The organism is Geothrix campi, assembly GCF_024609265.1.
In the GTDB taxonomy this organism is placed as follows: Bacteria; Acidobacteriota; Holophagae; order Holophagales; family Holophagaceae; genus Geothrix; species Geothrix campi.
Map to the genome: position 1 here is coordinate 84,032 of NZ_JANHMP010000003.1, position 23,156 is coordinate 107,187.

Here is a 23,156-nt window from a genome sequence, read left to right on the forward strand (position 1 = left end):
GAGGTTCCATGATCCCCTCCCCCTGGCGGCAACGCCTTTGGCAGCAGGCCGAACGCCGCCGGGCCCTGGGCCGGGACCGGGCCATCCACCCCCCCGCAGGAGTGGATTTCTGCTCCAACGACTACCTGGGCCTGCGGCGGGATCCCCGCCTGGCCGAGGCCGCCGCGTCGGCCGCCCGCGAGCACGGGTCCGGCGCGGGCGGAGCCCGCCTCCTGCGGGGGAGCACCCCCCTGCACGACGATCTGGAAGCCCGCCTCGCCGCCTGGAAGGGTACTGAGGCCTGCCTCCTCTTCAACACGGGCTTCCAGGCCAATGCCACCCTCCTGCCCGCCCTGGTGGGCTCCGGCGACGCCGTCTTCTCCGACGCCCTCAACCACGCCTCGCTGGTGGACGGCTGTCGCCTGGCCCGGGCCGGAGGGGCCCACATAGGCATCTACGGGCACCTGGATCTGGCGGATCTCTCCGACCAGCTGACCGCCTGGCGATCTGCCGCCCCGGCCGGCGCCCTGGCCCTGGTGGCCACGGATGCCGTGTTCAGCATGGACGGCGACGCCGCGGACCTGCCGGCCCTCCTCGAATTGTGCGAGCGCCACGAAGCCCTCCTGCTCATCGACGAAGCCCACGCCACGGGCCTGCTAGGCGCCGATGGCGCTGGTCTGGCCCAGTTCCAGGGCGTCCACGGCCGGGTGCCGCTGGTGATGGGCACCCTCGGCAAGGCCCTGGGAGCCTTTGGCGCCTTCATCTGCTGCGAAGGCCTGCTGCGGGAGCACCTGCTGAACACCGCCCGTGGCTTCATCTTCTCCACGGCCCTGCCTCCGCCGGTGGTGGGCGCGGCCCTGGAGGGCGTGCGCCTCGCCCGCACCGAACCTTGGCGGCGTGAGCGGGCGCTGGCCTTCGCCCGGCATCTGCGGAGCAGGCTGGGGCAGCCCGACCAGCCCTCCGCCATCGTCCCCGTGCCCGTGGGCCCCGACGCCGAAGCGGTGCGCCTGGCGACGCGCCTCCAGACCCGCGGCTTCGACGTGCGCGCCGTGCGCCCCCCCACCGTGCCGGAGGGCACCGCGCGCCTGAGGATCACCACCGGCGCCCACCTGGACGAGGCCCAGGTCGACGCGCTTTGTGAGGCCCTGGACCTTCCCTGAGCCAGGCGCCCAAGGGGCGAGTCCCGGGGTTGAATCCGGCGCGGCCCGCCCCGTTCTGTCTATCCTTCCACCTAGGGTCCCAGGCCCGCACGGACCACCCCTGACGCCACGGAGGCTTCCATGCGCAAGAAGCTCTACATCGCCGCCTACCACCAGTCCAAGTTCGGGAAGCTGCTGGGCATGACCGTGCCGGAGATCCTCCAACGGGCCGCCACGGAGACCGTCGCCCAGGTGGGCGCCGATCCCGCCGTGGTGGACGTGGCCTCCGTGGGTGCCGTGTGCAACGTCTCCCTGAACGCCCAGGGCCTCCTGTCGGGCCTCGTGGCCATGGTGCCCGGCCTGGGCGGCAAGCCCATCGAATCCGTGGAGAACGCCTGCGCGTCCGGCGGCGGGGCCATCCTGTCCGTGGCCCACAAGCTGCTGGTCGGCGACGGCGAAGTGGGCCTGGCTCTCGGCTACGAGAAGATGCGCGACGACGAAGGCAAGATGGACGGCAAGCTCATCGGCCAGGTGCTGGGCTACTTCTCCCATCCGGACGAACGCCCTGGCAAGACCTACATCTTTCCCCACCTCTTCGCCGAAGTGATGGACGTCTACATGAGGCACTGGAGCGTGTCCGAGCGAGATCTGGCCGCCATCGCCGTCCAGGAATACGCCAACGCGAACGCCAATCCGTACGCCCAGATGCAGAAGGTGAAGGTCACCCTCGACGAGGCCGCCACCATCGGCGACCGCAACCGCTACCTGATCGAGGGGCTGCCCATGAAGACCTATGACTGCTCCCAGATCACGGACGGCTACGCGGGCCTCCTCATCGCCACGGAGGAGGGCCTGGCCCGCCTCGGCGTGACGAAGGCCGACTGCGTGGAGCTGGCCGGCTACGCCCAGGCCACCGATCCCCTGCTCAAGGCGGGCCGCGACGTGCTCCACCCCGCGGGAGCCCAGCGCGCCATGGCCCGGGCCTACGAGCTGGCGGGACTGTGCCCGGCGGACATCAACGTGGCGGAGATCCACGACTGCTTCACGGTGATGGCCGCCCTGGGCACGGAGGTCATCGGCAAAGCCGAGCCGGGGCGAGGTGCCGCCTACTGGGTGGACGGCAAGGCCGCTCCCAAAGGCGAGTGCGGCATCAACACCTCGGGCGGCCTCATCGCCAAGGGCCATCCCGTGGGCGCCACGGGCATCGCCATGGTGGGCTGGTCCGCCTGGCAGCTTCTCGGCAAGGTGCCGGCGGACCTCCAGGTCCCCGGGGCCCGCGCCGCGGTCACCTTCAACATCGGCGGCCCCATTTGCGCCTCGGTGTGCACGGTCCTGAAGCCGGCCCGCTGAGGCGATCCACCCCCCTCGCCTCCCAGCCGTTCAGCTGTTCAGGGCCTTGCGCATGGCCCGCATCAGATCCGAGTGGTGGAAGGGTTTCTGGACGAAGGCCGCCAGGCCCTTGCCCAGGAATTCATGGATGGCGTCCTGCTCGTTGTAGCCGCTGGTCAGCACCACACGGCAGTGGGGATCCAGGCGCCGCAGTTCGCGGAAGGTCTCGGCTCCATCCATGTGCGGCATGGTGAGGTCCATGAGCACGACCTTGATGGCGTCTCGACTCGCCTTGAACTGCTCCAGAGCCTCCAGCCCGTTCTTGGCGTGGAGCACATCGAATCCCATGGAGCGGAGGAGGGCATCGGCCACGGTCCGCACGCCCTCCTCGTCATCCACCACCAGGATGGTGCCTGACCCGGTCCAGGCCGCCGGTTCGTCCTCCTCCGTCCAGGCCGGCGCGGCATCCAGGCCAGCCGGGAAGATGAGCTTGAAGGTGGTGCCCTTCCCGAGCTCGCTGTATACCCGGATGCCGCCCTTGTGGCCCCGGACGATGCCCTGCATGGCCGACAGCCCCAGGCCGCGGCCCGTGAATTTGGTGGTGAAGAAGGGCTCGAAGATGCGGGCCTGCACCTCGGGGCTCATGCCCTGCCCCGTATCCGAAACTTCCAAGGTCAGGAAGGTCCCGGGCTCGATGGCCTGGCCGGGGAAGTCCCGGGTCAGGGTGGTTTCCGGGAAGACCTGCGTTCCGGTCCGGATCGAGACGATGCCCTCCCGGTCGCCAATGGCCTCGGAGGCGTTCGTGACCAGATTCATGACCACCTGCTGGATCTGGGAGGCCTCGGCCATGAGGGCGGGGAGTCCCTGCTGCAGTTGGAACCTCAGGGTCACTTTCTTGGAGATGGACACCCCCAGCAGGTGGGACATCTCCTCCACCGCCTGGTTCAGGTCCAGGGGGGCGACCGTGAAGCGGCCCTTGCCGGAGTAGGCCAGCATCTGCCGCGTGAGGCTCGTGGCGCGATGGACCGACTTCTCCAGGTTCTCCAGATAGGGCTGGGCGGGGGACAGCGGCGGGGTGCACATCTGCGCCAGGTTGATATTCCCCAGGATGGCGGTGAGCAGGTTGTTGAAGTCGTGGGCGATGCCCCCGGCGAGCACCCCGAGGCTCTCCAGTTTCTGGCTCTGGAGCTGCGCCTGCTCGGCCCGGCGCCGCTCGGTGATGTCCGTGATGATGCCCAGCACGCTCACGACCCGCCGCTCGTCGTCCATCACCGGATTGCCCGTCACGATGGTCCAGACTTCCGAGCCATCCTTCCGCCGGAACCGGAAGTCATGCTGCGCTGCGATCCCGTTCCGGCGCTGCGCCAGGTTGCGATCCGAGGTGGCGCGGTCGGCCTCGAACATGAAATCGGACAGGGGCCGGCCAAGCATCTCCTCGGGCGCGTAGCCCAGCATCTCGGCCATGCGGCGGTTGACGAAGGTGGTGTTCCCCTGGGGATCCACCACCCACATGCCCTCTCCCATCACCTCCACCAGGTGGCGGAAGCGCGCTTCACTCTCCCGCAGGGCCTGGGCGTCGCGGCGGTGGCTTTCCGTCTCCTGCGCCAACTCGCGGGTCCGGGCTTCCACCTGGGTCCGGATCTGAGCCTGGCCGGCCAACAACCCCCGCACGTAGGCCGCGAGGACCAGGCTGAAGGCCAGGCCTCCGGCCAGAACGCTCCAGGCCCGCCACCCGGCCCCCAGGTCGTAGTGTCCCCGCGCCGGGGTCACCACCACCTCCCAGCGTCGGCCGGCCAGGTCGAAACCGAGGGCATGCCGGAGCTTGGATGGACCGCCCTGGCCGGACGGGGGGAGCGGCGAGGGCTCGCGGTGCAGCAGGGCCTCGGCCTCTGGGGCGCTATCGTCCATCAGGCTCAGGTCCACTCCCCGGGGCTCCAGGATGGCGATGGCCTTCTGGACCAGATCCCCGGCCCGGAAGACACCCTGCACCACACCCAGGGTGCGGCCTCGCCGGTCCCGCACCGCGGCCATGACCAGGATTCCGGCCTGCTCACCCGTCTCCTGGAGGAGGCGGATCCGGCCACTGGCGCATACCTCGCCCGTGCGCAGAGCCCTTGCCAGGGCCTCCTGCCGGGTGGCCAGGTGCTCGGCCGAATAGCCCAGGGTCACCTCGTTCCCCGGGAAAGGCGTCACGAACTGGATCGCGTAGAACCGGGCCTGCGGAGGCAAAGGCTTGCTTCGTCCCGCCTCATCCCGCCGGAAGAAGTGGAAGCCGGGCTGGAAGCGCCGCCCTTCCGCCTCCAAGGCACTCCGGTTTTCCGGGCCCACCTCCGGCAGCCATTGGAAGGCCTGGATGTAGGGGTGCAGGGCGAGGGTGGGCGCCGTGAAGGCGTCGAAATCCGCCCGGCTCACCTCATCGCTGGATTCAAAATAGCTCCGCAGCACGAGGACATCCTCGAAGCCATGACGGAGCCCCTCGGCCACACTCTCCGCTCGATCGCGGGCCGCCTCGCGGAACTGGGCCTCCACCTGGCGGTAGTGGGCGTCCCGGGCCAGGAAAAAACCCAGCAGGGACATGGCCACCCCGACCACCAGCACGACCGCCGCCCGGGATCGACCCGGGGCGGGGGGGCGGGACGAAGGGTCGGCCACGATTACCTCAGGGAGCATGGGGTCGGAATAATCCTGGCATGGAGCGCTCTCTTCGGGGAGCCCCGTGTCTTTTTTCTTCGCCCAACCGGCCGCAGACACGACCTGTGGGAGAATCGCAGGTGACCGGAAGGTCTTCAGGAGGTGGCTTTTGAACCGGAACATCATGTTCGCCCTGGCTGGAGGCCTCGCCGCAGGATTTCTGGTGGGCTACTTCGTCGGCTCCGGCAACGCCAGGGAGGCCGGCCCCACCACGGCCGCGCCCACCGCCGCCGTGGTCCTGCCCGCGCCCTCTCTGGGCGGCGGCATGGCACCTGGCGCGGCCGGTGCCGCGGCCCCCGGCCAGATCCCGCCGGGCATGGGCCTTCCGAATGCGGAGATGCAGGCCCGCATCATCAAGCTGGAAGGCCTCGTGAAGGCCGAACCCAAGAACCGTGACGCCTGGGTGGGCCTGGGCAACGACTATTTCGATACCCATCAGCCCCAGAAGGCCGTGGACGCCTACGCCAAGGCCCTGGCCTTGAAACCCGACGATCCCGACATCCTCACCGACCAGGGCGTGATGTACCGCCAGCTCAACCAGTTCGACAAGGCCATCGCCAACTTCCAGAAGGCCGGCAAGATCAACCCCTCCCACGTGCCGAGCATTTTCAACCTCGGCATTGTGTATGCCGGCGATCTCAACAAGCCCGACGAAGCGGCCAAGGCCTTCAACAAGGTGCTGGTCCTTGCCCCCAACAGCGAGCAGGCCACCCAGGCCCGGCAGCTGCTGGCCCAGCTCAACAAGGGCGGCATGCCCCGTTGAGGCGTTGCGGCGCTCGGCCATGCTGAACCTCGACGCCCTCCCCAGCCCGCTCTGGGTCCTCGGAACCGGAACGGGCGTGGGGAAGACCTTCGTAGCCTCGCGCATCGCCCGCGCCTGGGCGGCCTCGGACCCCGTGAGCTACCGCAAGCCCTTCCAGACCGGGGTGGACCGGCCGGATCATCCCGAAGCTGACGCCAGCGCCGTGGCAGGTCCGGCCATCACCGCCGAAAGCCACGTCCTCCTGCGGGCGCCGCTCTCGCCCCTGGCTGCGGCCCTGCGGGAAGGCCGCGTGCTGGATCTGGAAGCCACCGCGGCCTGGTGCCGCCGCCCCGCCGAGGGACGAATCCTGCTGGAGGGCGTGGGCGGCCTCATGGTGCCCCTGGCGCCGAAGGTTCACTTCCTGGCCTGGGCCACGGACCTCCAGATCCCCTGCGTGCTGGTGGCCCTGGGCGGCCTCGGCACCCTCAACCACACCCTGCTCAGCGCCGAGGCCCTCATGCTCCGCGGGTGGCGGATTGAGACTGTGCTGCTCAATCCCGGGGCCGACGGCACCAGTTCCGAGGCGACCGAAGAGAACGCGTCCGTCCTGCGGACCTTCCTCCCCGTCCCGGTCCACGTCCTGAACTAACTTTCGGGCGGTTCCCGTCCGATCCAGGCACTATCCTCTGCTGGGCCAAGCCGCCAGAGGCTGCTCTGGATTTCCACGCCCAGGTGGAATCACCTCTCGGATCGATCGTTGATCCAGCCTTTCCACCCGCAGGAATGGGTCTCATGCCAGCCCCCACTTTGTTCCGTCACCGATTGTTGCCCGCGCTCCTCTTCGGGCTGGCGGGGCTGCTGGTCAACCTGCTGCGCTACGAGATCTTCTTCAACGTGGACTTGATTTTCGGATCGGTCTTCGTGATGCTCGCGATCCTCCACCTCGGCGAGAGGCCCGGCGTGGTGGCGGCCCTGATTGCGGGCAGCGCCACCTGGATTCTCTGGAATCATCCCTGGGCCATGGTGATCCTCGCGGGCGAGGCCCTCTTCGTGGGTTGGCTCGTACGGCGCCGGTCGTGGGATCTCCTTCTCGCAGATCTCCTCTTCTGGTGCGCACTGGGGTTCCCCCTGATCTGGGCGTTCTACCACCTCGTGCTGCTGACCCCGGTCCAGACGACGGCGCTGGTCTTCCTGAAGCAGGCGGTCAACGGCATCATCAACGCCCTGCTGGCCTGCATCCTCCACTTGGCATGGCGGGCGCGGTTCCGCGGGGTCGGGGCGGCCCGCCCGGCCTTCCGCTCCGTGGTCTTCGTCACGATGGTGTCGCTGGTGACCTTTCCGGCCCTCCTCTACCTGACGGTCTCCGTCCGCCAGGAGGTCCGCCGGGGCGAGCAGGACCTGGTGCGCCAGAGCGCCGGGCTGGACCTGGTAGCCCGCCAGGTCCTGCAGACCTGGATCGAGGACCGCCATCAGAGCATCGCCACCCTGGCGAGCCTGGCCTCCCAGCCCAACCAGCGCCGGGAGGACCTTCAGCACGTCGTGGAGGCCATCCGGACGGCCATGCCGGCCTTCAAGCGGGCCGGCGTGCTGGATGTCCATGCGGACGTCATTGTCTTCAGTCCCCTTGTTGATAGCCTGGGGCATTCCTCTCTCGGAAGGAACTTCTCCGATCGGCCCTACATCCCGATCCTGCGGGAGTCCCTCAGGCCCTGGGTGGCCGACGTGGTCATGGGCCGCATCGGCAGGCCGGAGCCGGTCATCTCCCTCGTGGTCCCCGTGGTCCGGAATGGACGGTACGACGGCTACTGCATCGGCATCGTGGATGCCAGCCTGATCCAGGAAGTCCTCGCCATCGTCGCCAGTTCCACCGACGCCCAGCTGACCCTCCTCGACCGCTCCGGACACGTGGTCGCCAGCACCCGGAAGGACCTGGCCATGATGTCAGTCTTTGCGCCGCCACCCGGCGAGCGCCGCCCCCTCGGTGAGGGAGTCTGGCACGTCATCCCTCCGGCCAGGCCGGGGCGCAGCGCCCTGCAGCGTTGGAGCGAGTCCTTCATCGTCCAGGAGGGCATCCTGAGCCCGCAGCTCCCCTGGAAACTGGTGGTGGAATCCCCCCAGGCCCCGCTGATCGCGGGGCTGAGCCGGATCACCATCCAGGGCCTCGGCACGCTCCTGCTCCTCATCCTCCTGACCATCGGCCTGGCCCACCTGTTCAGCCGGAGGTTCACCCGGGCCGTCGCCCGCCTGGAGGAGGCCACCCGCGCCTTCCCTGGACGCCTCAGCGGGGCTCCGGGCGCCGACTTGGCCCTGGCTCCCAGCCGCATCGAAGAGATCCAGCACCTCAACGACCGCTTCCAGCAGATGACCGATGCGCTCCGGGTCTCCTTCCGCGAGTTGAACGACTTGAAGGACACGCTGGAGCAGCGCGTCACCACCCGCACCCAGGAACTCCAGACCGCCCTGGACACCATCAAGACCCTCCACGGGATCATCCCCATCTGCGCCTCGTGCAAGAAGATCCGCGACGACCAGGGCTCCTGGAACCAGCTCGAGACCTACATCTCGGAGCACACGGAAGCCGACTTCACCCACGGCATCTGTCCCGACTGTGTCCGGCGGCTCTACCCCGAAGTCAAAGGTGATCCGCCCAAGACCTGAACGAGGCTGGCCTAGACTGGAGGCATGCCGACGCCCCTACCCCCCGACTGGACCGACCGCCTGGCCCTGGACCGCGCCCATGTGTGGCACCCCTTCACGCAGATGCAGGTGCACGAGGCCGACCCGCCGGTGCCCGTGGTCGGCGGCGAGGGTTGCGACCTGCTGCTGGCCAATGGCGAGCGGGTGCTGGACGGCATCTCCAGCTGGTGGACCTGCCTCCACGGCCACGGCCATCCGAGGCTGGTGAGCGCTCTGGAACGCCAGGCGGCGAAGCTCGACCACGTGATGTTCGCGGGCTTCACCCACGAGCCCGCCCTGGAGCTGGTGGTGCGGCTGCGGCCGAAGCTCCCGCTGAACCTCACCCGCGCCTTCTTCTCCGACGACGGCAGCACGGCGGTGGAGGTGGCCCTCAAGATGGCCTTCCAGGCCCATCTCCAGCGCGGCCAGAAGGGCCGCGACCGCTTCGGCGCCCTGCGCGGCGGCTACCACGGCGACACGCTCGGCGCCGTGGGCGTGGGGGAGCTGGACAACTTCATGACGGGCCTCTTCCGGCCCCTGCTATTGGCCTGCGAGCGGCTGGAGGTGCCCGAGGATCCGCGCCGGGAGGTGGCGCCCGACCTCACTGACTGGCCCGAACGCCTGGAGGCGGCCCGCCAGTCCATGGCCGGCTTCTTCGCCACGCACGGAGAGCGCCTCGCCGCCTTCATCGCCGAGCCCCTCATCCAGTGCGCCGGGGGCATGCGCATGTGGCCGCCGGAACTGCTGCGGGAGCTGCAGGCCCAGTGCGACGCCCACGGCGTCTACCTCATTCTCGACGAGGTGGCCACGGGCTTTGGCCGCACCGGCACTTTCCTGGCCTGCGAACAGGCGGGCGTGGCCCCGGACCTGCTCTGCCTCTCCAAGGGCCTCACGGGCGGCACCCTGCCCCTGTCCATGACCTGGGCCACGGAGGAGCTCTACGGCCACTTCTGGGGCACGCCCGCCTCGGGCCGGGCCTTCCTCCACGGCCACAGCTACACCGGCAATGCAACGGCATGTGCAGTCGCCTGCGCCAGCCTCGCCCTCTTCGACGACGAGCCCGTGTTGGCGAACGCGGCCGCGCTGAACGAAGCGATGACGGCAGCCTTCACCGCCCTCGCCGCGCATCCCGCCGTGCGCCAAGCCCGCGTGCTGGGCACCATCGGCGCCTGCCGGCTGGTGGATCCCGCCACCGGCGCGGCCCACCCGCCCGACGACCGCTTCGGCTGGCGCCTCCACCGCCGGGCCCTGGACCGCGGCCTGCTGGTGCGCCCCATGGGCGACTGCCTCTACCTGCTGCCGCCCCTCAGCACGCCCCCGGGGCGGATCCACGAGGCCGCGGAGACGCTGCTGGACCTGCTGTCCCGCGAATAGGTGAATCAGGGCACGGGCACCGCTTCGTAGCCTGCGCCCTTCGGGATGATGCGAACGATCTGCGGCAGGTGGGCGCCCGCCAGCACCACCTTCCGACGGGCGGCCTCGCGGAACAGCTCCTGGCGGATCTTCACGGCGCGGTCTCCGTCCAAGTCGAAGGCGACGCCCACCTCCGGCCGCCGGAACTGCACCGCGCCGAAGTGGATGAGGTCGCCGATGCACCAGAGTTCCTGTCCCTCGGAAGTGAACGCATAGATGGTGTGACCGCCCGTATGGCCGTGGGCCGAAAGGGCGCGGAGGCTCGGGGCGAGCTCCTCGCCGTCGTCGAAGGGGCGGAAGGCCCCGGCCCGCTCATAGACGCCGAAGAGGGCCTTCAGCTTCGGCGCCCGATCCCGCAGGCGCTCGGGCAGGCGCGAGGGGTCCTCCGTCCAGAATGCGTGCTCTCGGCGGGCCACCCGCAGGACCGCCTTGGGGAAGGCTCGGGTACCGTCGGCCTTCAGCAGGCCGCCGATGTGGTCGAAGTGGTCGTGGGTGATGAGGATGAGGTCGATGTCCGAGGGCGCCACGCCCGCGGCGGCGAGCTGCTCTGTCAGGTGGCCCGAGTCCTCCTCGGGATCCTTGCCGATGCCCGTGTCCACCAGGACGGTCCGGCCGGGCATCCGCACGAGAAACGCGTTCACCGGCGTGTCCGCGGCGTCCTTCCCGCCCAGCATCCGCCGGGCCTCAGCGGCATCGAGGCCCTTGAGGAGCGACGCGGCGAGGGAGATCCGTCCGTCCTGCAGCCGCCACACCTGCAGCTGGCCCACGCGCAGGGGTTCGAGGCGGGAGGCCTTGGTCGGGGCGGGTGGCGTCATGGCGGCTACCGGCAGAAGGAGGGTCGTGACCAGAAGGAGGGCGCGCATAACCCGAAGTGTACCTCGTCTCATCCGGCGAATGACGATGCCAGAGTCGTGTTTTCCCGGCATTACACTGGGTCTTTGCGGAGATTCCGATGAAGCTGGTGACGTTCCTGAAGGCCGATGCGGAGAAGATCGGCGCCGTGATGGCGGACGGCCGTATCCTCGATTTCGCCGCCGCCGAACCCCGCCTGGCCGTGGACATGCTGGCCCTCATCCGCCGCCAGGATGAGCTGCTGCCCCTGGCCCGGGCCCTCGCCGCTGCCCCGCCGGCCGCCGCCCTGATCGACCAAACGTCCGTCCGCCTGCTGGCCCCCGTGCCGCGGCCCGTGTCCATGCGCGACGGCTACGCCTTCCGCCAGCACGTAGCCACGGCGCGCCGCAACCGCGGGCTGGAGATGATCCCCGAGTTCGACCTCTTCCCCGTCACCTACTTCACCAACCACCTGGCCGTCACGGGCCCCGGCGAAGTGCGGGTGCAGGATCACCACCTCATGCGCCTGGACTTCGAGCTGGAGGTGGCCATCGTCACGGGCCACCCCCTGAAGAACGCCACCCTGGAGGAGGCAGACGCGGCCATCTTCGGTTTCATGGTGATGAACGACTGGAGCGCCCGCATGCTCCAGATGGAGGAGATGAAGCTCTCGCTGGGCCCATGCAAGGGCAAGGACTTTGCCACGAGCCTGGGCCCGTGGTTGGTGACCAAGGATGAGCTGAAGCTGGAGCGGACCGCCGCCGGCGAGCTGCTCCACGCCTCCATGACCTGCGACGTGAATGGACATCGGCTGTCGAATGGCAACGCCGACAGCATGAACTGGACCTTCGCCCAGATCCTCCAACGCACCAGCTACGGCATCCAGATGCATCCGGGCGAGGTCATCGGCAGCGGCACTGTGGGAACGGGCTGCCTCCTGGAACTGAACGGCTCGAAGATCACCGACAACCTCTGGCTCAAGGCCGGCGACGAGGTGGTGCTGGAGATCGAGGGCCTGGGCCGCCTGGTAAACACCATCACCCACGCCCCGGAACGACTGGTGGATGTGCCCCCGACCCTGGTGGGCGGTACCCTCCCAGACCTCTACGCCGGTACACCCAGCGGCGAGGCCGGGGACTGACTGGACCAGCGATGACCCTGCGCACCATCCTTCCCGGCGACCTCACGCCCATCGAGACCAACGCCCTGCTCTGCGGCGGCGTGGCCCCACGCCCCATCGCCTTGGCCAGCACGATCTCGAAAGACGGCATCCGGAACCTGTCGCCGTTCAGTTTCTTCAATGCCTTCGGCTCGAACCCACCCACGGTGGCCTTCGCGCCCAACCGCCGGGGCCGCGACGGCACCGTGAAGCACACCTACCTGAACGCCGTGGCCACGGGGGAATTCGTCATCGCCGCCGTGAGCCACGCCATGCTGCACCCCATGAACGTGGCCAGCGCCGAATGGCCGGACGGCGTGGACGAGTTCCCCAAGAGCGGCCTCACACCCCTGCCCGCGCAGCTCGTGCGGCCCGCCCTCGTGGCCGAGAGCCCCTTCCAGATGGAGTGCCGCCTCCTGCAGGTGGTGGAACTGGGCAGCGGTCCAGGGTCCGGCCTCATGCTCATCGGCGAGGTGCTGGCCTTCCACGTGCGCGAGGACTGCTTCGTGGATGGCCTTCTCCACCCGGATACCCTCGATCTCATCGGCCGCAACGGCGGCGCCTTCTACACGCGGGCCAGCGGGGCCGCCGTATTCCAGGTGCCCAAGCCCACGGGGAGGCCCCTGGGCTACGACGCCCTGCCTGAACCTCTGAAGCAGAGCCGCATCCTCACCGCCAACGACCTGGGCCAGCTCGCCAACAGCCCCGGCCTGCCGGACCTGGAGGCCATGACCGGGCGACCCGGGGATCCTGACGGCGCCGGGGACCTGGAGCAGGCCCTGCAGGCGGCCCTTGAACGGAACGATCTGCAGGAAGCCTGGCGGCTGGCCGCGTTGCGCCTGAGGGCCTAGCCCTCGGCGTCCAGATCGAGCCCGGCGGTGCCCCGATGGTGCACCACCCGCTGGGGATAGGGGATCTCGATGCCGGCCTCACGGAAGGCCAGGAGGATGCGCCGGCGCAGTTCCCGCGCCACTTCCCACTGGGCACCCGGCGCGGTCTTGGTGAAGGTCCGGATGGTGAACCCGCTGGCCCCGAGGGCCTCCACGCCCTTCACCTCCAGCGGCTCCAGCACCTGGTCGGGGCGGTCCGCGTGCAGCTTCCGCCCCAGCTCTCTCAGCACGTCGAAAACTCGGTCGGGGTCTGCGTCGTAGTCCACTTCCACATCCACCAGGGCCCGGGCGAAGTCCTTGGAGAGCACCACCACCCGAATGATGGAGCCGTTGGGCACGAAGTGGGCGCGGCCCTCCGAATCCCGGAGCTGGGTCACGCGCAGCGTCATGCGCTCCACGGTGCCGATGTGCTTGTCGTCCACGTTCACGATGTCCCCCACGCCGAACTGGTTCTCCAGCAGGAGGAAGAAGCCGCTGATGACGTCCTTCACCAGGCTCTGGGCGCCGAAGCCCAGGGCCACGCCCGCGACGCCGGCGCCGGCCACCAGGGGCCCGATGTTCACCCCGAATTCCGACAGCACCATCAGCAGGAGGAAGGCGATGACGAGCACCCGGGCCGTGTTGGTGAGTACGCTGCCGAGGGTCTCCGCCCGGCGCTCGGCGTCGGTGGTCACGTCCTCGTTGCCATCATCCACGGCCCGCCGCACGGCCCGGGTGACCAGCTTCACGGCCAGCAGCAGGGCCAGCCCCGCCAGGGCCACCAGGAACAGGTGCTGGAGCTTCTCCCAGCCGGTCCGCTCCATCCAGCCCAGGAACCGGCCAGCATGCTGCGTGGCCCCTCCCGGCGAGGACTGGAGGAAACTGAACATCCCATCGACGAGAACCATGCGGCCATCTCCTGCCTCCAGGCTACCAAGGCTCGGGCCCCGAATTCCCTTGCCTGTCCCCCTGGGCGCCAGTAGCGTGGCTGTCTCGACCCAGGGAGCATCCGATGCGCCACGCAAGCCTCCTTGCCGCCTTCCTGCTCTGCGCGCTCCCGGTCCGGGCTCAGGCCCTTTCCCCCGAGGTCCGCTCCTTTCTCAAGGTCGACGCCCCGGTGGTGGCGCTGGTGCATGCCCGGGTCGTGGATGGCACCGGCGCGCCCGCTCTCGAGGACCAGGCCCTGGTCCTGCGGAACGGCCGCATCGATGCCATGGGCGCGGCCTCCCGGGTGGCGATCCCGAAGGAGGCCCGGGTGCTGGACCTCACTGGCCACACGGTGCTCCCGGGCCTGGTGGGCATGCACAACCACCTCTTCTACACCCACTCCATCCACAGCGACGAAAAGGGCGCCGCCGTGCCACCCGGGCGGCTCTTCGCCGAGATCGCCTACTCGGCCCCGCGCCTCTACCTGGCCTGCGGAGTGACCACCATCCGTACCACCGGCAGCCTGGAGCCCTACACCGACCTGAACCTCAAGCGACAGATCGACGCGGGCCTCATGCCCGGCCCGAAGATGGAGGTGACGGGGCCCTACCTCGAGGGCCTCGAGCCCATGACGCCCCAGATGCACGCCCTGCGCGGCCCCGAGGATGCCCGCCGCTTCGTGGCCTACTGGGCGGACGCCGGGGTCACCTCCTTCAAGGCGTACATGAACATCACCCGGGCCGACCTGGGCGCTGCCATCGAGGAGGCCCACAAGCGCGGCCTCAAGGTGACGGGCCATCTGGGCTCCGTCACCTGGCCCGAGGCCATGGCCCTGGGCATCGACGACTTCGAGCATGGTCCCGTGTACACGGATACGGAATTCACCCCCGGCAAGCAGCCTGACGTGGCCCCGCCGGTCTCCGCGTCCTGGGGCTCCTGGCTCAAGCTCAACGTGGCGGACCCCGAGGTGCAGGGCCTCATCCGGGACCTGGTGGCGAAGCACGTGGCCGTCACCTCCACCCTCCCCGTCTTCGAGCTGGGCGTGCCCGGCCGGCCGCCCCTGCAGACGCGGATGCTCGCGGCCATGTCCGCGGAATCCAAAGCCAGCTACCTGGCGGCCCGGGCCAAGGTGCCAACGGCGCCGAACGGCCGCGCCGAGCAGCTCCTCCGGAAGGAGATGGCCTTCGAGCTGGCCTTCGTGAAGGCCGGCGGCCTGCTGCTGGCCGGGCCCGATCCCACAGGCATGGGCGGCGTGCTGCCGGGTTTCGGCGACCACCGGGAGCTGGAGCTGCTGGTGGAGGCGGGCTTCACCCCCGTGGAGGCCATCCACATCGCCACGGCCAACGGCGCCGCCTTCCTGGGTCGCCTCGAGCGCATCGGCACCCTCGCTCCCGGCAAGCAGGCGGATCTGGTGGTGGTGAAGGGCGACCCCTCGACGAAGATCGAGGACCTGGAGAACGTCGTGACGGTCTTCAAGGATGGCCTGGGCTACGACACAGCGAAGCTCATCGACTCCGTGCGCGCCCACGTCGGCATACGCTGAAGGCTAGGCCCGGAACAGGGGCCTGTAGCTCTCCCGGTGGTGGTAGGCCAGGAAGCCGTTGGCCAGCACGAGGAAGATGGCCAGGGGCAGCCCTTCCGGGCCCAGGAAAGCGTGGACGAGGACGATGTTCACGATGATGGGTGCGATCAACACCGTGGCCAGAGGCACGAAGCGTCCCGACAGGAAGGCCAGGCCGCAGGCCAACTCGATGACCTTCACGGTGGGCATGAGGTAGCGGGAGGCCATCAGGCCGTCGCTGAAGGTCTTCATGGCACCCGTGGGCGGCGGCGGCGTGATGAGCTTGAACAGGAACGTGATGGATGCGAAGAGAAACAGCAGCCCCACCAGGCTGCGCACGGCGATGACAGCCCATTTCATAGTGTTGCCTCCTTAGACCAGCACTACTTCCACGAAGCCCAATAGTTCATGTTCTCCATCAGCTCCGCCGCGGGCGTGGCCTTCAGCGGCCGGAAGGCGTCCACCATGACGGCCACCTCGTCCGTGCGGTCCTTGGTGCGGCTGAGGGGGATGGCCTTGGGGTGCGGCCCGTGGTGGATGCCCTGGGGATGCCAGGTCATCATCCCGGCGCCGATGCCGTCCCGCGAGAAGAAGTGGCCCGCCGAATAGAACAGCACCTCGTCGTAGTCGATGTTGGAGTGGAAGAAGGGCACGCGCATGGCGCCTTCTTCTTCCTCGAAGGGCCGGGGGAGGAAGGAGCAGATGACGAAGTTGGTCGCGATGAAGGTGGAGTGCGCCGAAGGCGGCAGGTGATAGCGCGTGCTGACAACGGGCCGGATGTCCTTCACGTTGATGCGCCACACGGTCAGATCGCCCTTCCAGCCGACGACATCCAGCGGATTGAAGGGATAGAAGACCTTCGTGATCTGGTTCTCCCGCTTGATGTGGACGGCCCACTCCCTCGGAGTCGCATCGTAGGGCTCCAGCTCCGGGGTGTCCACCATGGCCGGATCGAAGATGGCGTTGGGGCCCAGCTGGTTGCGGTCGGGGATGGTGACCTCGCTGAAGCTCTCGATCAGCAGGTAGCGCTGGGGCGTGGCATCCGGGAGGAAACGGTAGGTCGTGCCCCGGGGGATCACCAGGTAGTCGCCCGTGGCGTAGTCGATCACGCCGAAGGTGGTCTCCAGCTTCCCGCCGCCGGCGTGGATGTAGTAGACGTCGTCACCGTCGGCGTTGCGGTAGAAGAAGTCCATGGCCGAGGGCGCCACCCAGTGCAGGGCCACGTCCCCGTTGTGGAGGATGCAGATGGGGGCGAAGGTAGGCTCGATCGAGCCGAACATGGAAGCCCGGACCTTGGCGTCCGCCGAATCCGCCAGGCCGTTCAGGTCGTAGCTGTGGGGCCGCAGAGGCCCCTCGATGCGGGTCCAATCCGTGACCGGGTGCAGGCGGTAGAGGTGCGTGGTGCGGCCGAAGAACCCGTTGCGCGCGTGTTCCTCCTCGAAGGTCCCCGCAGGCAGGTCCACGTGCGCCTGCCGCGTGTGCAGGCCTTTGCGCAGGGGGAAGAGCGGCGTTTCCTTCTTGGACATGGGGGACCTCGGAGCGAGGATCCATTATCACTCAAAAAGAATTCAATAAGCGGAGGGGCAGAGGAGAGCAGAGAAAAGACCGGCCAATTTTTCTCCGCTTTCCTCTCTGTCTCCGCTCTCCTCCGCTCATGTCGGTTCCTTGTACTTTCAGCCCTGCTTCTGCAACCAGCGGTTGTAGAACCACAGGCTGAGCGCGCTGCCCAGGCCAAACAGGGTGAGGATGATCCAGCCGGTGGCGGCGGCCTTGGGGTCCAGCTTCAGCAGGCCGTTCGCCTGCGGCACGGCACCGGCGCACATCACCTTGTTGAACAACCAGGCGCCAGCAGGCCCCCCTACCAGGCTGCCGATGGCCATGGGCAGATTGGAATAACCCAGGAAGAGGCCCTCCTGCCCCTTTGGGGCGAGGGAGCCGATGTATTCATAGAGACGGGCCGATGCGAACAGCTCGCCGAAAGCGATGAGGGCCACGGTCATCACGATAAAGAGGCTGCCCAATGGGAGCCAAAGCTTCATGGTCACGCCACCCGCCATGTAGAGCGGGGCCACGTTGATGAGCATGGCAAGGCCGATGATCACCGTTCCCACGATGATGGACTTGATGGGGGGTAGCTTGCCGAAGAGCTTCGTGATGAGCAGCTGGAACAGCACGATGGTGATGGGGTTGGCCATGGTGTAGAGGTCCATGGCCGGGCTCAGCTCCACGGTCTTCTTCACGTAGAGCGGCAGCACGTTGTAGACCTGGTTGTAGATGAAGTAGAAGCCGCTGCTCACCAACAGGAACAACGCGAAACGCCCGCTGCCCAGCACCTTGAACATGCCGAAGAAAATCTCGGAGATGGTGCGCCGGGGCTTGCCGGGATCCACCGTCGATTCGGGATCCCGGTAGCGCAGCGCCACCACCAGGAAGGCCAGCACCGAAGCCGCCATGGACACGAGGAAGATGGTGTCGAGCTTGCCGAGCTTCGTGCGTACGAAAAAGGCCGTAAGGCGCCCGAATACACTGCCGATGTTGATGACCATGTAGAAGATGGCGAAGGCCAGCGTGGCCTTGCCCAGGTGCGTGCGCTGCACGGTGCCGGCGATGCAAGGCTTCACGAAGGAGCCGCCGATGCCGACCAGCACGATGGCTGCCGCCACGGGCACCATCACGCCCATGCCCGCCGTGACCTCCTTCCCGGCCTGCAGGGCCAGGGTCTGCCCACCGAACCAGACGGGATAGCCCATGAGGAAGTAGCCCCCCACCAGCAGCACGCAGGCCAGGAGCAGGCTGCGGCGGAAGCCGATCTGATCCGCGATGGTGCCGCTGAGGATTGGCAGGAAGTAGACCAGGAACCAGAGCACGCCGTTCAGCGTGCTGGGCCAGTAGTCGCCTAGGCCGAGCCGCCCGAGGTAGATGACGATGAAGCTCGCCATGGAGTAGTAGGCGGCCCGCTCGAACAGCTCGGTGAGGTTTGCGTTCCAGTAGCTGGCAGGAAAATGGTACTTCTCGCGAAAGGACAGCTGGGCTTCCATCGGGGACCTCGAGGTGGGGATTCAGTGTGCCATGGTCTCCGTCCCGGCCCTCTCAGCGGGTCTCGGCACCCCGCTCGGCCAGCAGGTCCCGCAGCACGGAGCGGTGGCAGTGCGATTCGTCCTCGCAGTAGCAGCCCACGGAGAAATCCGCCTGCCGGGACAACGCCACCAGCAAGTCCAGGAGCCGGGCCTTCTCGGGGTGTGCCATCTCCGTGCGGTACTTCTTCTTGAACGCCGCCCAATCCCGGTCGCTCTCCGCCGCCTGGGCCTGCTTCACCAGTTCCTCGCTGGGAGCCGCCTCAGGCAACCACAGGTCGTAGTAATCCCGACTGGCGAACTCCGCCTTGGGCACGCCCCGGGGGGGCCGGCGCACCGTTCCGATCCGCAGGCCCTCGCCCGGCACTCGCGGACTGCCCAGCCGAACCACCCGGATGGCCATGGTGCCCTCCCTTGAAGCCGATTCCACGGCCACGCCAACCTTTGTAGCATCGCGCGGCGGTGCGCAGGCCATGAACCCGCGCTTCATCGTTTGCTCAAGCGGCGAGGCCTGCTAAGAATGGCGGATGCCTCTCCGCCCAGCCCGACTCTGCCTCCTTCTGGCCCTGGCCTTGGCCTTCCCGGCCCTGGCCAAAGCCCCGAAGGCCAGCCAGGCCTATTCACCCGCGGCCCAGAACCTCATCGATCGCGCCTTCGATGATCTGGATCCGGCGCGCCCCGTGATGGATGTGCACGTCCACGCCATCGGCCTGGGGCAGGACGGCGACGGCACCTCCGTGAACTCGAAGAAGCTCAGCCCCAGACATCCCTTCAAGCGCTTCGAGACCGGACTCTACCTCAAGGCCACCGGCGTGCAGGGTCTGGCCCACTTCGACCGGGACTACCTGGACAGGCTGATCGCCCGGGCCCGGGCCTTCCCCCGCCCCGTGAAGATCCACCTGCTGGCCATGGATCAGGCCTACCGGGACGACGGCACTCCAGATCCGGTCCGCACGGAGTTCCACGTCCCCAACGCCTACGTGTTCGAGGTGGCGGCGCTGCAACCCGATCTCATCGTGCCGGTGGTCTCCATCCACCCGGCCCGCAAGGACGCGATCCAGGAACTGGAAGCCTGCGCTGCCCGGGGCGCCCGCCTGCTCAAGTGGCTGCCCAACGCCCAGAACATCGACCCCGCGGACCCACGCTACGACGCCTTCTACCGCCGCATGCAGGAACTCGGCATGGTCCTGCTCACGCACGCCGGCGAGGAGAAGGCCGTGGCGGTCAAAGGGGCACAGGCGCTGGGCAATCCCCTCCGCCTCCGCCGCCCCCTGGACCTGGGCGTCACCGTGATCGTGGCCCACTGCGCCAGCCTGGGGCGGAATGCGGATCTGGATCAACCTGGGAAGACCGCCACGAACTTCGACCTCTTCCTGCGCCTCATGGCGGATCCAAATTACCAGGGCCGCCTCTACGGTGACCTGTCCGCCATCACTCAGATCAACCGCCTACCCGCGCCCCTGCGGACGCTGCTCGCCCGCACCGATCTTGACCAGCGCCTGCTCAACGGCAGCGACTATCCCCTGCCTGGCGTCAACCTCATCATCTGGACCCGCCGTCTCGTGCAGCTGAAGATGATCACCCCCGACGAGCGGAAGGCCCTCAACGAGATCTGGCGACGGAATCCGCTCCTCTTCGACTTCGTTCTCAAGCGAACCCTGAGGGATCCGAAGACGGGCCGCAGGTGGGAGGCAGCTCTCTTCCAACGCGATCCGGAGACTCTGACCCCTAGTGGTCCTCTGCCTCGTCGGTGAGGTGGAGCGTGACCGCGCCGCCCGGTTCCACGAGATCCATGCCTGCGGGGATCACCGCCAACGCGTTGGTGTGGAGCATGGAGGAAAGGATGGCGGAGCCCTGGGGGCCCGTGAGCCGCGCCTGGAGGTGACCGGCTTCGCGTCGGGCGATGACCCGGAGGAAGGTCGTACGGTGGTCGCCGGCCTTGCCGCTCCAGCCGCCCTCCAAACGCGCCTCTGCCACCGGGCGGTGGAGCTTCGCGAAGCCCATCAGGCGCCGCAGGGCCGGCCGCACGTACTCCTCCACCATCAGCATGGCGGCCACGGGATTGCCGGGGATGCCGAAGATGGGCTTGTCTCCCAGCCTCCAGAACCCCAGTGGTCCACCGGGCTTCTGGGCCACCTTCCAGAAGACGCGCTCCGCGCCCAGCTCCTCCAGGATGGCCTTCACGAAGTCGTAGTCCCCCACGGAGATGCCGCCGGTGGTGAGGATGGCGTCGGCCCGCAGGGCCTCGCGAAGCACACCCGTCAGCGTGGCCCGGTCGTCCCGCACCCGAGCGAAGGGGATCGGGATGGCCCCACAGGCGGCCACTTGGGCGCAGATGGCGTGGATGTTCGCGTCGCGGATCTGGCCCGGGCCGGGCCGTTCGGAGGCATCCACCAACTCGTCCCCCGTGGTGAGCACGGCCACGCGCGGCCGCGGATGCACGTTCACTGAGGAAAGGCCCACCGCCGCCAGCACGCCCAGGTCGCCGGGGCGCAGCGCGCAGCCCGCCACCACCAGGGCCAGGCCCGCCTGGATGTCCTCACCGGCCAGGCGGATGTGGATGCCCTTCCGGAGCGGCCGATGGACCTCCACCCAGTCCGCGCCCCGTTCCGTGTCCTCCACGGGCACCACCGAGTCGGCCCCTTCCGGCAGGGGCGCGCCGGTCATGATGCGCCAGGCCGTCCCGGCAGCCACCGCCTGGTCCGCCATGGCCCCGGCGGCGAGGTCTCCCAGCACGCGTAGGCGGACCAGGTGTTCCGGCGAGGCTGCGGCCAGGTCGCCGGCCCGCACCGCGTAGCCGTCCATGGCGGAATTGGTGAAGGGGGGCACCTGCTCGGTGGAGGTGATGGCCTCGGCCGCAGCCAGACCAAGCGCCTCCGCCAGCGGCAGGGTGCGCGGTGGCAGGGGCGCCACGCGGGTGAGGATCAACTGGAGGGCTTCGGCGGGAGTGGTCATGGCCTCAATCCGGATGCTTGATCACCTTCCACTGGAGGAAGGAGAAGTGCCGCCAGGCCCCGGGCATGTGGGAGCCGACCGAGGCGACCAGGGTGGCGGCCAGGTACCAGGGCAGACGTGAGGCAGGCTGCAGAACCCCCAGGCCCAGCAGGGCCAACTTCACCAGCACGGCCACGCCGCTGCCCTGGGTAAGGATGGCGGCATCCCGGGCCAGGTCGATGGCGAAGAGCAGCGCGCCTGTGGCCACCGTAAGGAGGATCGGGACCAGGAGGGTGTGGAAGCCCGCCCCGAAGGGAATGGCGCCCAGCACCAGCGCCATGGCCGCGATGTGGAGGCTGCGCAGCACCAGCTGAGCAGGCCGCGCCCAGGGGAAGTGCCGCGGCGACTCCGGGCAGAGCACCTGGAGGAGGGTGCGCGGCGCGGGTCTGTCCTGGGGCACGGGTTCCATGCTTCCCTTCTAGCAGAGTCCGATGGCTGGGCTTCGTGCTGAAATGGCCCCGACGGAGATCCCCATGGCCAAACCCGCCTCTCCCGCCGCCTCCATCCGCATCCGCATCGCCTACGGCAGCGACATCGCCATCGGCCAGGGCAAGGCCGACCTCCTGGAGGCCATCGGGCAGACCGGCTCTATTTCGGCCGGCGCGCGCCTTCTGGAGATGAGCTACCGCAAGGCCTGGCTGCTGGTGGACGAGATGAACCAGTGCTTCCGGTCCCCGGTGGTGCTGGCGGCCAAGGGGGGTACCCAGGGCGGTGGCGCCCACCTGACGCCCATCGGGGAAGAGGCCCTGAAGCGTTTCCGGGCGATCCAGGCCAAGGCTGCCACCGCCATCGAGGCCGACGTCCGGGCCTTCCGGAAGCGGCTGCTGGACTGACGTCACAAATCGGCCAGGCAGGCCGGACGGACCTATCTCATCGTTGTATCTTGACGAAACCATCGCTGCGGAGGCGACCATGCGGACCTCAAGACTCCCCGGGTGCGACTGGTTGCTGGCAGCCGCCCTGACCTGCGTGGGCCTCCAGGCCGGACCCCCGGTCACGAAAGCCGTCATCCTCGCCACCACCACCAGCACCCAGGACTCGGGCCTGCTGGATGAGCTGATCCCCCGCTTCGAGAAGCAGACGGGCTATGTGGTGAAAACTATCGCCGTCGGTTCCGGCCAGGCCCTCGCCATGGGGAGGAAGGGCGAGGCGGACGTGCTGCTCGTGCATTCGCCGGATGCGGAAAAGGCCCTGATGGCCGAAGGCTCCGGCGTGAACCGTCGCCTCGTCATGCACAACGACTTCATTCTCCTCGGCCCCGTCGCCGATCCCGCCCACGTGCGCGGGAAGGCCGCCGCCGCAGCCCTCCAGGCCATCGCCGCGGGCCACGCCGTGTTCATTTCACGGGGTGACAACTCCGGCACTCACGCGCAGGAGAAGAAGCTCTGGGCCGCTGCGGGCGTCAAGGCCGAGGGCCAGGCCTGGTACCAGCAGACGGGCCTCGGCATGGGGCAGACCCTGGCCGTGGCCGCCGAAAAGCGGGCTTACACTTTGTCAGATCGCGGCACCTACCTGGCCTTGCGCAAAAAACTCGGTCTGGAGGTCCTCAGCGAAGGCGATGCCGCCCTCTTGAATGTCTACCACGTCATCGAGGTAAACCCCGCGCGGCATCCCAGGGTGAATGCTCCCGGAGCCCGCGCATTTGCTGACTTCCTGGTGTCAAAAGATGTGCAGACCACCATCAAAGAATTCGGAATCGGTACTTTTGGCTCGCCGTTATTCTTTCCTGATGCCGGCAAGCCGGAATAGGCCCGCCGGACGGAGGAAGCCCC

Annotated in this window: 21 protein-coding genes; 12 read left to right on the forward strand and 9 right to left on the reverse strand. The window is 68.4% G+C overall.

Annotated features, from left to right (window positions below):
• Positions 1-8 precede the first annotated feature (8 nt).
• Positions 9-1,139, forward strand: a complete 1,131-nt coding sequence (locus NOV65_RS12210; RefSeq protein WP_257306747.1) for an aminotransferase class I/II-fold pyridoxal phosphate-dependent enzyme — start codon at positions 9-11, stop codon at positions 1,137-1,139.
• A 120-nt stretch (positions 1,140-1,259) separates the two neighbouring features.
• Positions 1,260-2,468, forward strand: coding sequence for a thiolase family protein (locus NOV65_RS12215; protein WP_257306748.1), 1,209 nt, complete (start codon positions 1,260-1,262; stop codon positions 2,466-2,468).
• A gap of 30 nt (positions 2,469-2,498) precedes the next feature.
• Here NOV65_RS12215 and NOV65_RS12220 read toward each other — a convergent pair whose 3' ends face one another.
• A complete protein-coding gene (locus tag NOV65_RS12220; RefSeq protein ID WP_257306749.1) occupies positions 2,499-5,117 on the reverse strand; it encodes a CHASE domain-containing protein in 2,619 nt (872 codons plus the stop codon).
• A 130-nt stretch (positions 5,118-5,247) separates the two neighbouring features.
• Here NOV65_RS12220 and NOV65_RS12225 point away from each other — a divergent pair, with 130 nt between their 5' ends.
• The 4 genes from NOV65_RS12225 (at position 5,248) to bioA (ending at position 9,930) form a co-directional block, all read left to right on the forward strand.
• Positions 5,248-5,901 carry a tetratricopeptide repeat protein gene (locus tag NOV65_RS12225; RefSeq protein WP_257306750.1) on the forward strand — a complete coding sequence of 218 codons (654 nt, stop codon included), beginning with the start codon at positions 5,248-5,250 and terminating at the stop codon, positions 5,899-5,901.
• A gap of 19 nt (positions 5,902-5,920) precedes the next feature.
• Positions 5,921-6,529: a dethiobiotin synthase gene (bioD, locus tag NOV65_RS12230; RefSeq protein WP_257306751.1), complete on the forward strand. Its 609-nt coding sequence runs from the start codon at positions 5,921-5,923 to the stop codon at positions 6,527-6,529.
• Positions 6,530-6,672: 143 nt separating this feature from the next.
• Positions 6,673-8,538: a hypothetical protein gene (locus NOV65_RS12235; RefSeq protein ID WP_257306752.1), complete on the forward strand. Its 1,866-nt coding sequence runs from the start codon at positions 6,673-6,675 to the stop codon at positions 8,536-8,538.
• Between the two features lie 24 nt (positions 8,539-8,562).
• Positions 8,563-9,930, forward strand: a complete 1,368-nt coding sequence (gene bioA, locus NOV65_RS12240) for an adenosylmethionine--8-amino-7-oxononanoate transaminase (RefSeq protein ID WP_257306753.1) — start codon at positions 8,563-8,565, stop codon at positions 9,928-9,930.
• A gap of 5 nt (positions 9,931-9,935) precedes the next feature.
• Here bioA and NOV65_RS12245 read toward each other — a convergent pair whose 3' ends face one another.
• Positions 9,936-10,832: an MBL fold metallo-hydrolase gene (locus NOV65_RS12245; RefSeq protein ID WP_257306754.1), complete on the reverse strand. Its 897-nt coding sequence runs from the start codon at positions 10,830-10,832 to the stop codon at positions 9,936-9,938.
• Between the two features lie 89 nt (positions 10,833-10,921).
• Between NOV65_RS12245 and NOV65_RS12250 the strand changes: the two genes are divergently transcribed.
• Together NOV65_RS12250 and NOV65_RS12255 are read left to right on the forward strand one after the other, a co-directional pair.
• Entirely contained in the window at positions 10,922-11,941 is a 1,020-nt protein-coding gene (locus NOV65_RS12250; protein ID WP_257306755.1) for a fumarylacetoacetate hydrolase family protein, read from the forward strand.
• Between the two features lie 11 nt (positions 11,942-11,952).
• A complete protein-coding gene (locus NOV65_RS12255) occupies positions 11,953-12,810 on the forward strand; it encodes a flavin reductase family protein (protein ID WP_257306756.1) in 858 nt (285 codons plus the stop codon).
• On the opposite strand, the gene NOV65_RS12260 is transcribed toward NOV65_RS12255, so the two are convergent.
• On the reverse strand, positions 12,807-13,736 hold the full coding sequence (locus NOV65_RS12260) for a mechanosensitive ion channel family protein (RefSeq protein ID WP_257306757.1): 930 nt from the start codon (positions 13,734-13,736) through the stop codon (positions 12,807-12,809). The genes NOV65_RS12255 and NOV65_RS12260 overlap by 4 nt on opposite strands.
• 104 nt (positions 13,737-13,840) lie before the next feature.
• Here NOV65_RS12260 and NOV65_RS12265 point away from each other — a divergent pair, with 104 nt between their 5' ends.
• A complete protein-coding gene (locus tag NOV65_RS12265) occupies positions 13,841-15,298 on the forward strand; it encodes an amidohydrolase family protein (protein WP_257306758.1) in 1,458 nt (485 codons plus the stop codon).
• Between the two features lie 3 nt (positions 15,299-15,301).
• Here NOV65_RS12265 and NOV65_RS12270 read toward each other — a convergent pair whose 3' ends face one another.
• The 4 genes from NOV65_RS12270 to NOV65_RS12285 form a co-directional block, all read right to left on the reverse strand.
• The gene (locus tag NOV65_RS12270; protein ID WP_257306759.1) at positions 15,302-15,676 is read right to left on the reverse strand and encodes a DoxX family membrane protein; all 375 of its coding nucleotides are present in this window, start codon (positions 15,674-15,676) and stop codon (positions 15,302-15,304) included.
• A 23-nt stretch (positions 15,677-15,699) separates the two neighbouring features.
• A complete protein-coding gene (locus NOV65_RS12275) occupies positions 15,700-16,842 on the reverse strand; it encodes a homogentisate 1,2-dioxygenase (protein WP_257306760.1) in 1,143 nt (380 codons plus the stop codon).
• 147 nt (positions 16,843-16,989) lie between these two features.
• On the reverse strand, positions 16,990-18,354 hold the full coding sequence (locus NOV65_RS12280; RefSeq protein WP_257306761.1) for an MFS transporter: 1,365 nt from the start codon (positions 18,352-18,354) through the stop codon (positions 16,990-16,992).
• Between the two features lie 52 nt (positions 18,355-18,406).
• On the reverse strand, positions 18,407-18,793 hold the full coding sequence (locus NOV65_RS12285; RefSeq protein ID WP_257306762.1) for a DUF488 domain-containing protein: 387 nt from the start codon (positions 18,791-18,793) through the stop codon (positions 18,407-18,409).
• A 124-nt stretch (positions 18,794-18,917) separates the two neighbouring features.
• Between NOV65_RS12285 and NOV65_RS12290 the strand changes: the two genes are divergently transcribed.
• On the forward strand, positions 18,918-20,144 hold the full coding sequence (locus tag NOV65_RS12290; protein WP_257306763.1) for an amidohydrolase family protein: 1,227 nt from the start codon (positions 18,918-18,920) through the stop codon (positions 20,142-20,144).
• On the opposite strand, the gene NOV65_RS12295 is transcribed toward NOV65_RS12290, so the two are convergent.
• Positions 20,119-21,345, reverse strand: a complete 1,227-nt coding sequence (locus NOV65_RS12295) for a molybdopterin molybdotransferase MoeA (protein ID WP_257306764.1) — start codon at positions 21,343-21,345, stop codon at positions 20,119-20,121. The genes NOV65_RS12290 and NOV65_RS12295 overlap by 26 nt on opposite strands.
• A 4-nt stretch (positions 21,346-21,349) precedes the next feature.
• A complete protein-coding gene (locus tag NOV65_RS12300; RefSeq protein ID WP_257306765.1) occupies positions 21,350-21,793 on the reverse strand; it encodes a hypothetical protein in 444 nt (147 codons plus the stop codon).
• Between the two features lie 64 nt (positions 21,794-21,857).
• Between NOV65_RS12300 and NOV65_RS12305 the strand changes: the two genes are divergently transcribed.
• Together NOV65_RS12305 and NOV65_RS12310 are read left to right on the forward strand one after the other, a co-directional pair.
• Positions 21,858-22,217: a winged helix-turn-helix domain-containing protein gene (locus NOV65_RS12305; RefSeq protein ID WP_257306766.1), complete on the forward strand. Its 360-nt coding sequence runs from the start codon at positions 21,858-21,860 to the stop codon at positions 22,215-22,217.
• 79 nt (positions 22,218-22,296) lie between these two features.
• Positions 22,297-23,133, forward strand: a complete 837-nt coding sequence (locus NOV65_RS12310) for an ABC transporter substrate-binding protein (RefSeq protein ID WP_257306767.1) — start codon at positions 22,297-22,299, stop codon at positions 23,131-23,133.
• Positions 23,134-23,156 lie beyond the last annotated feature (23 nt).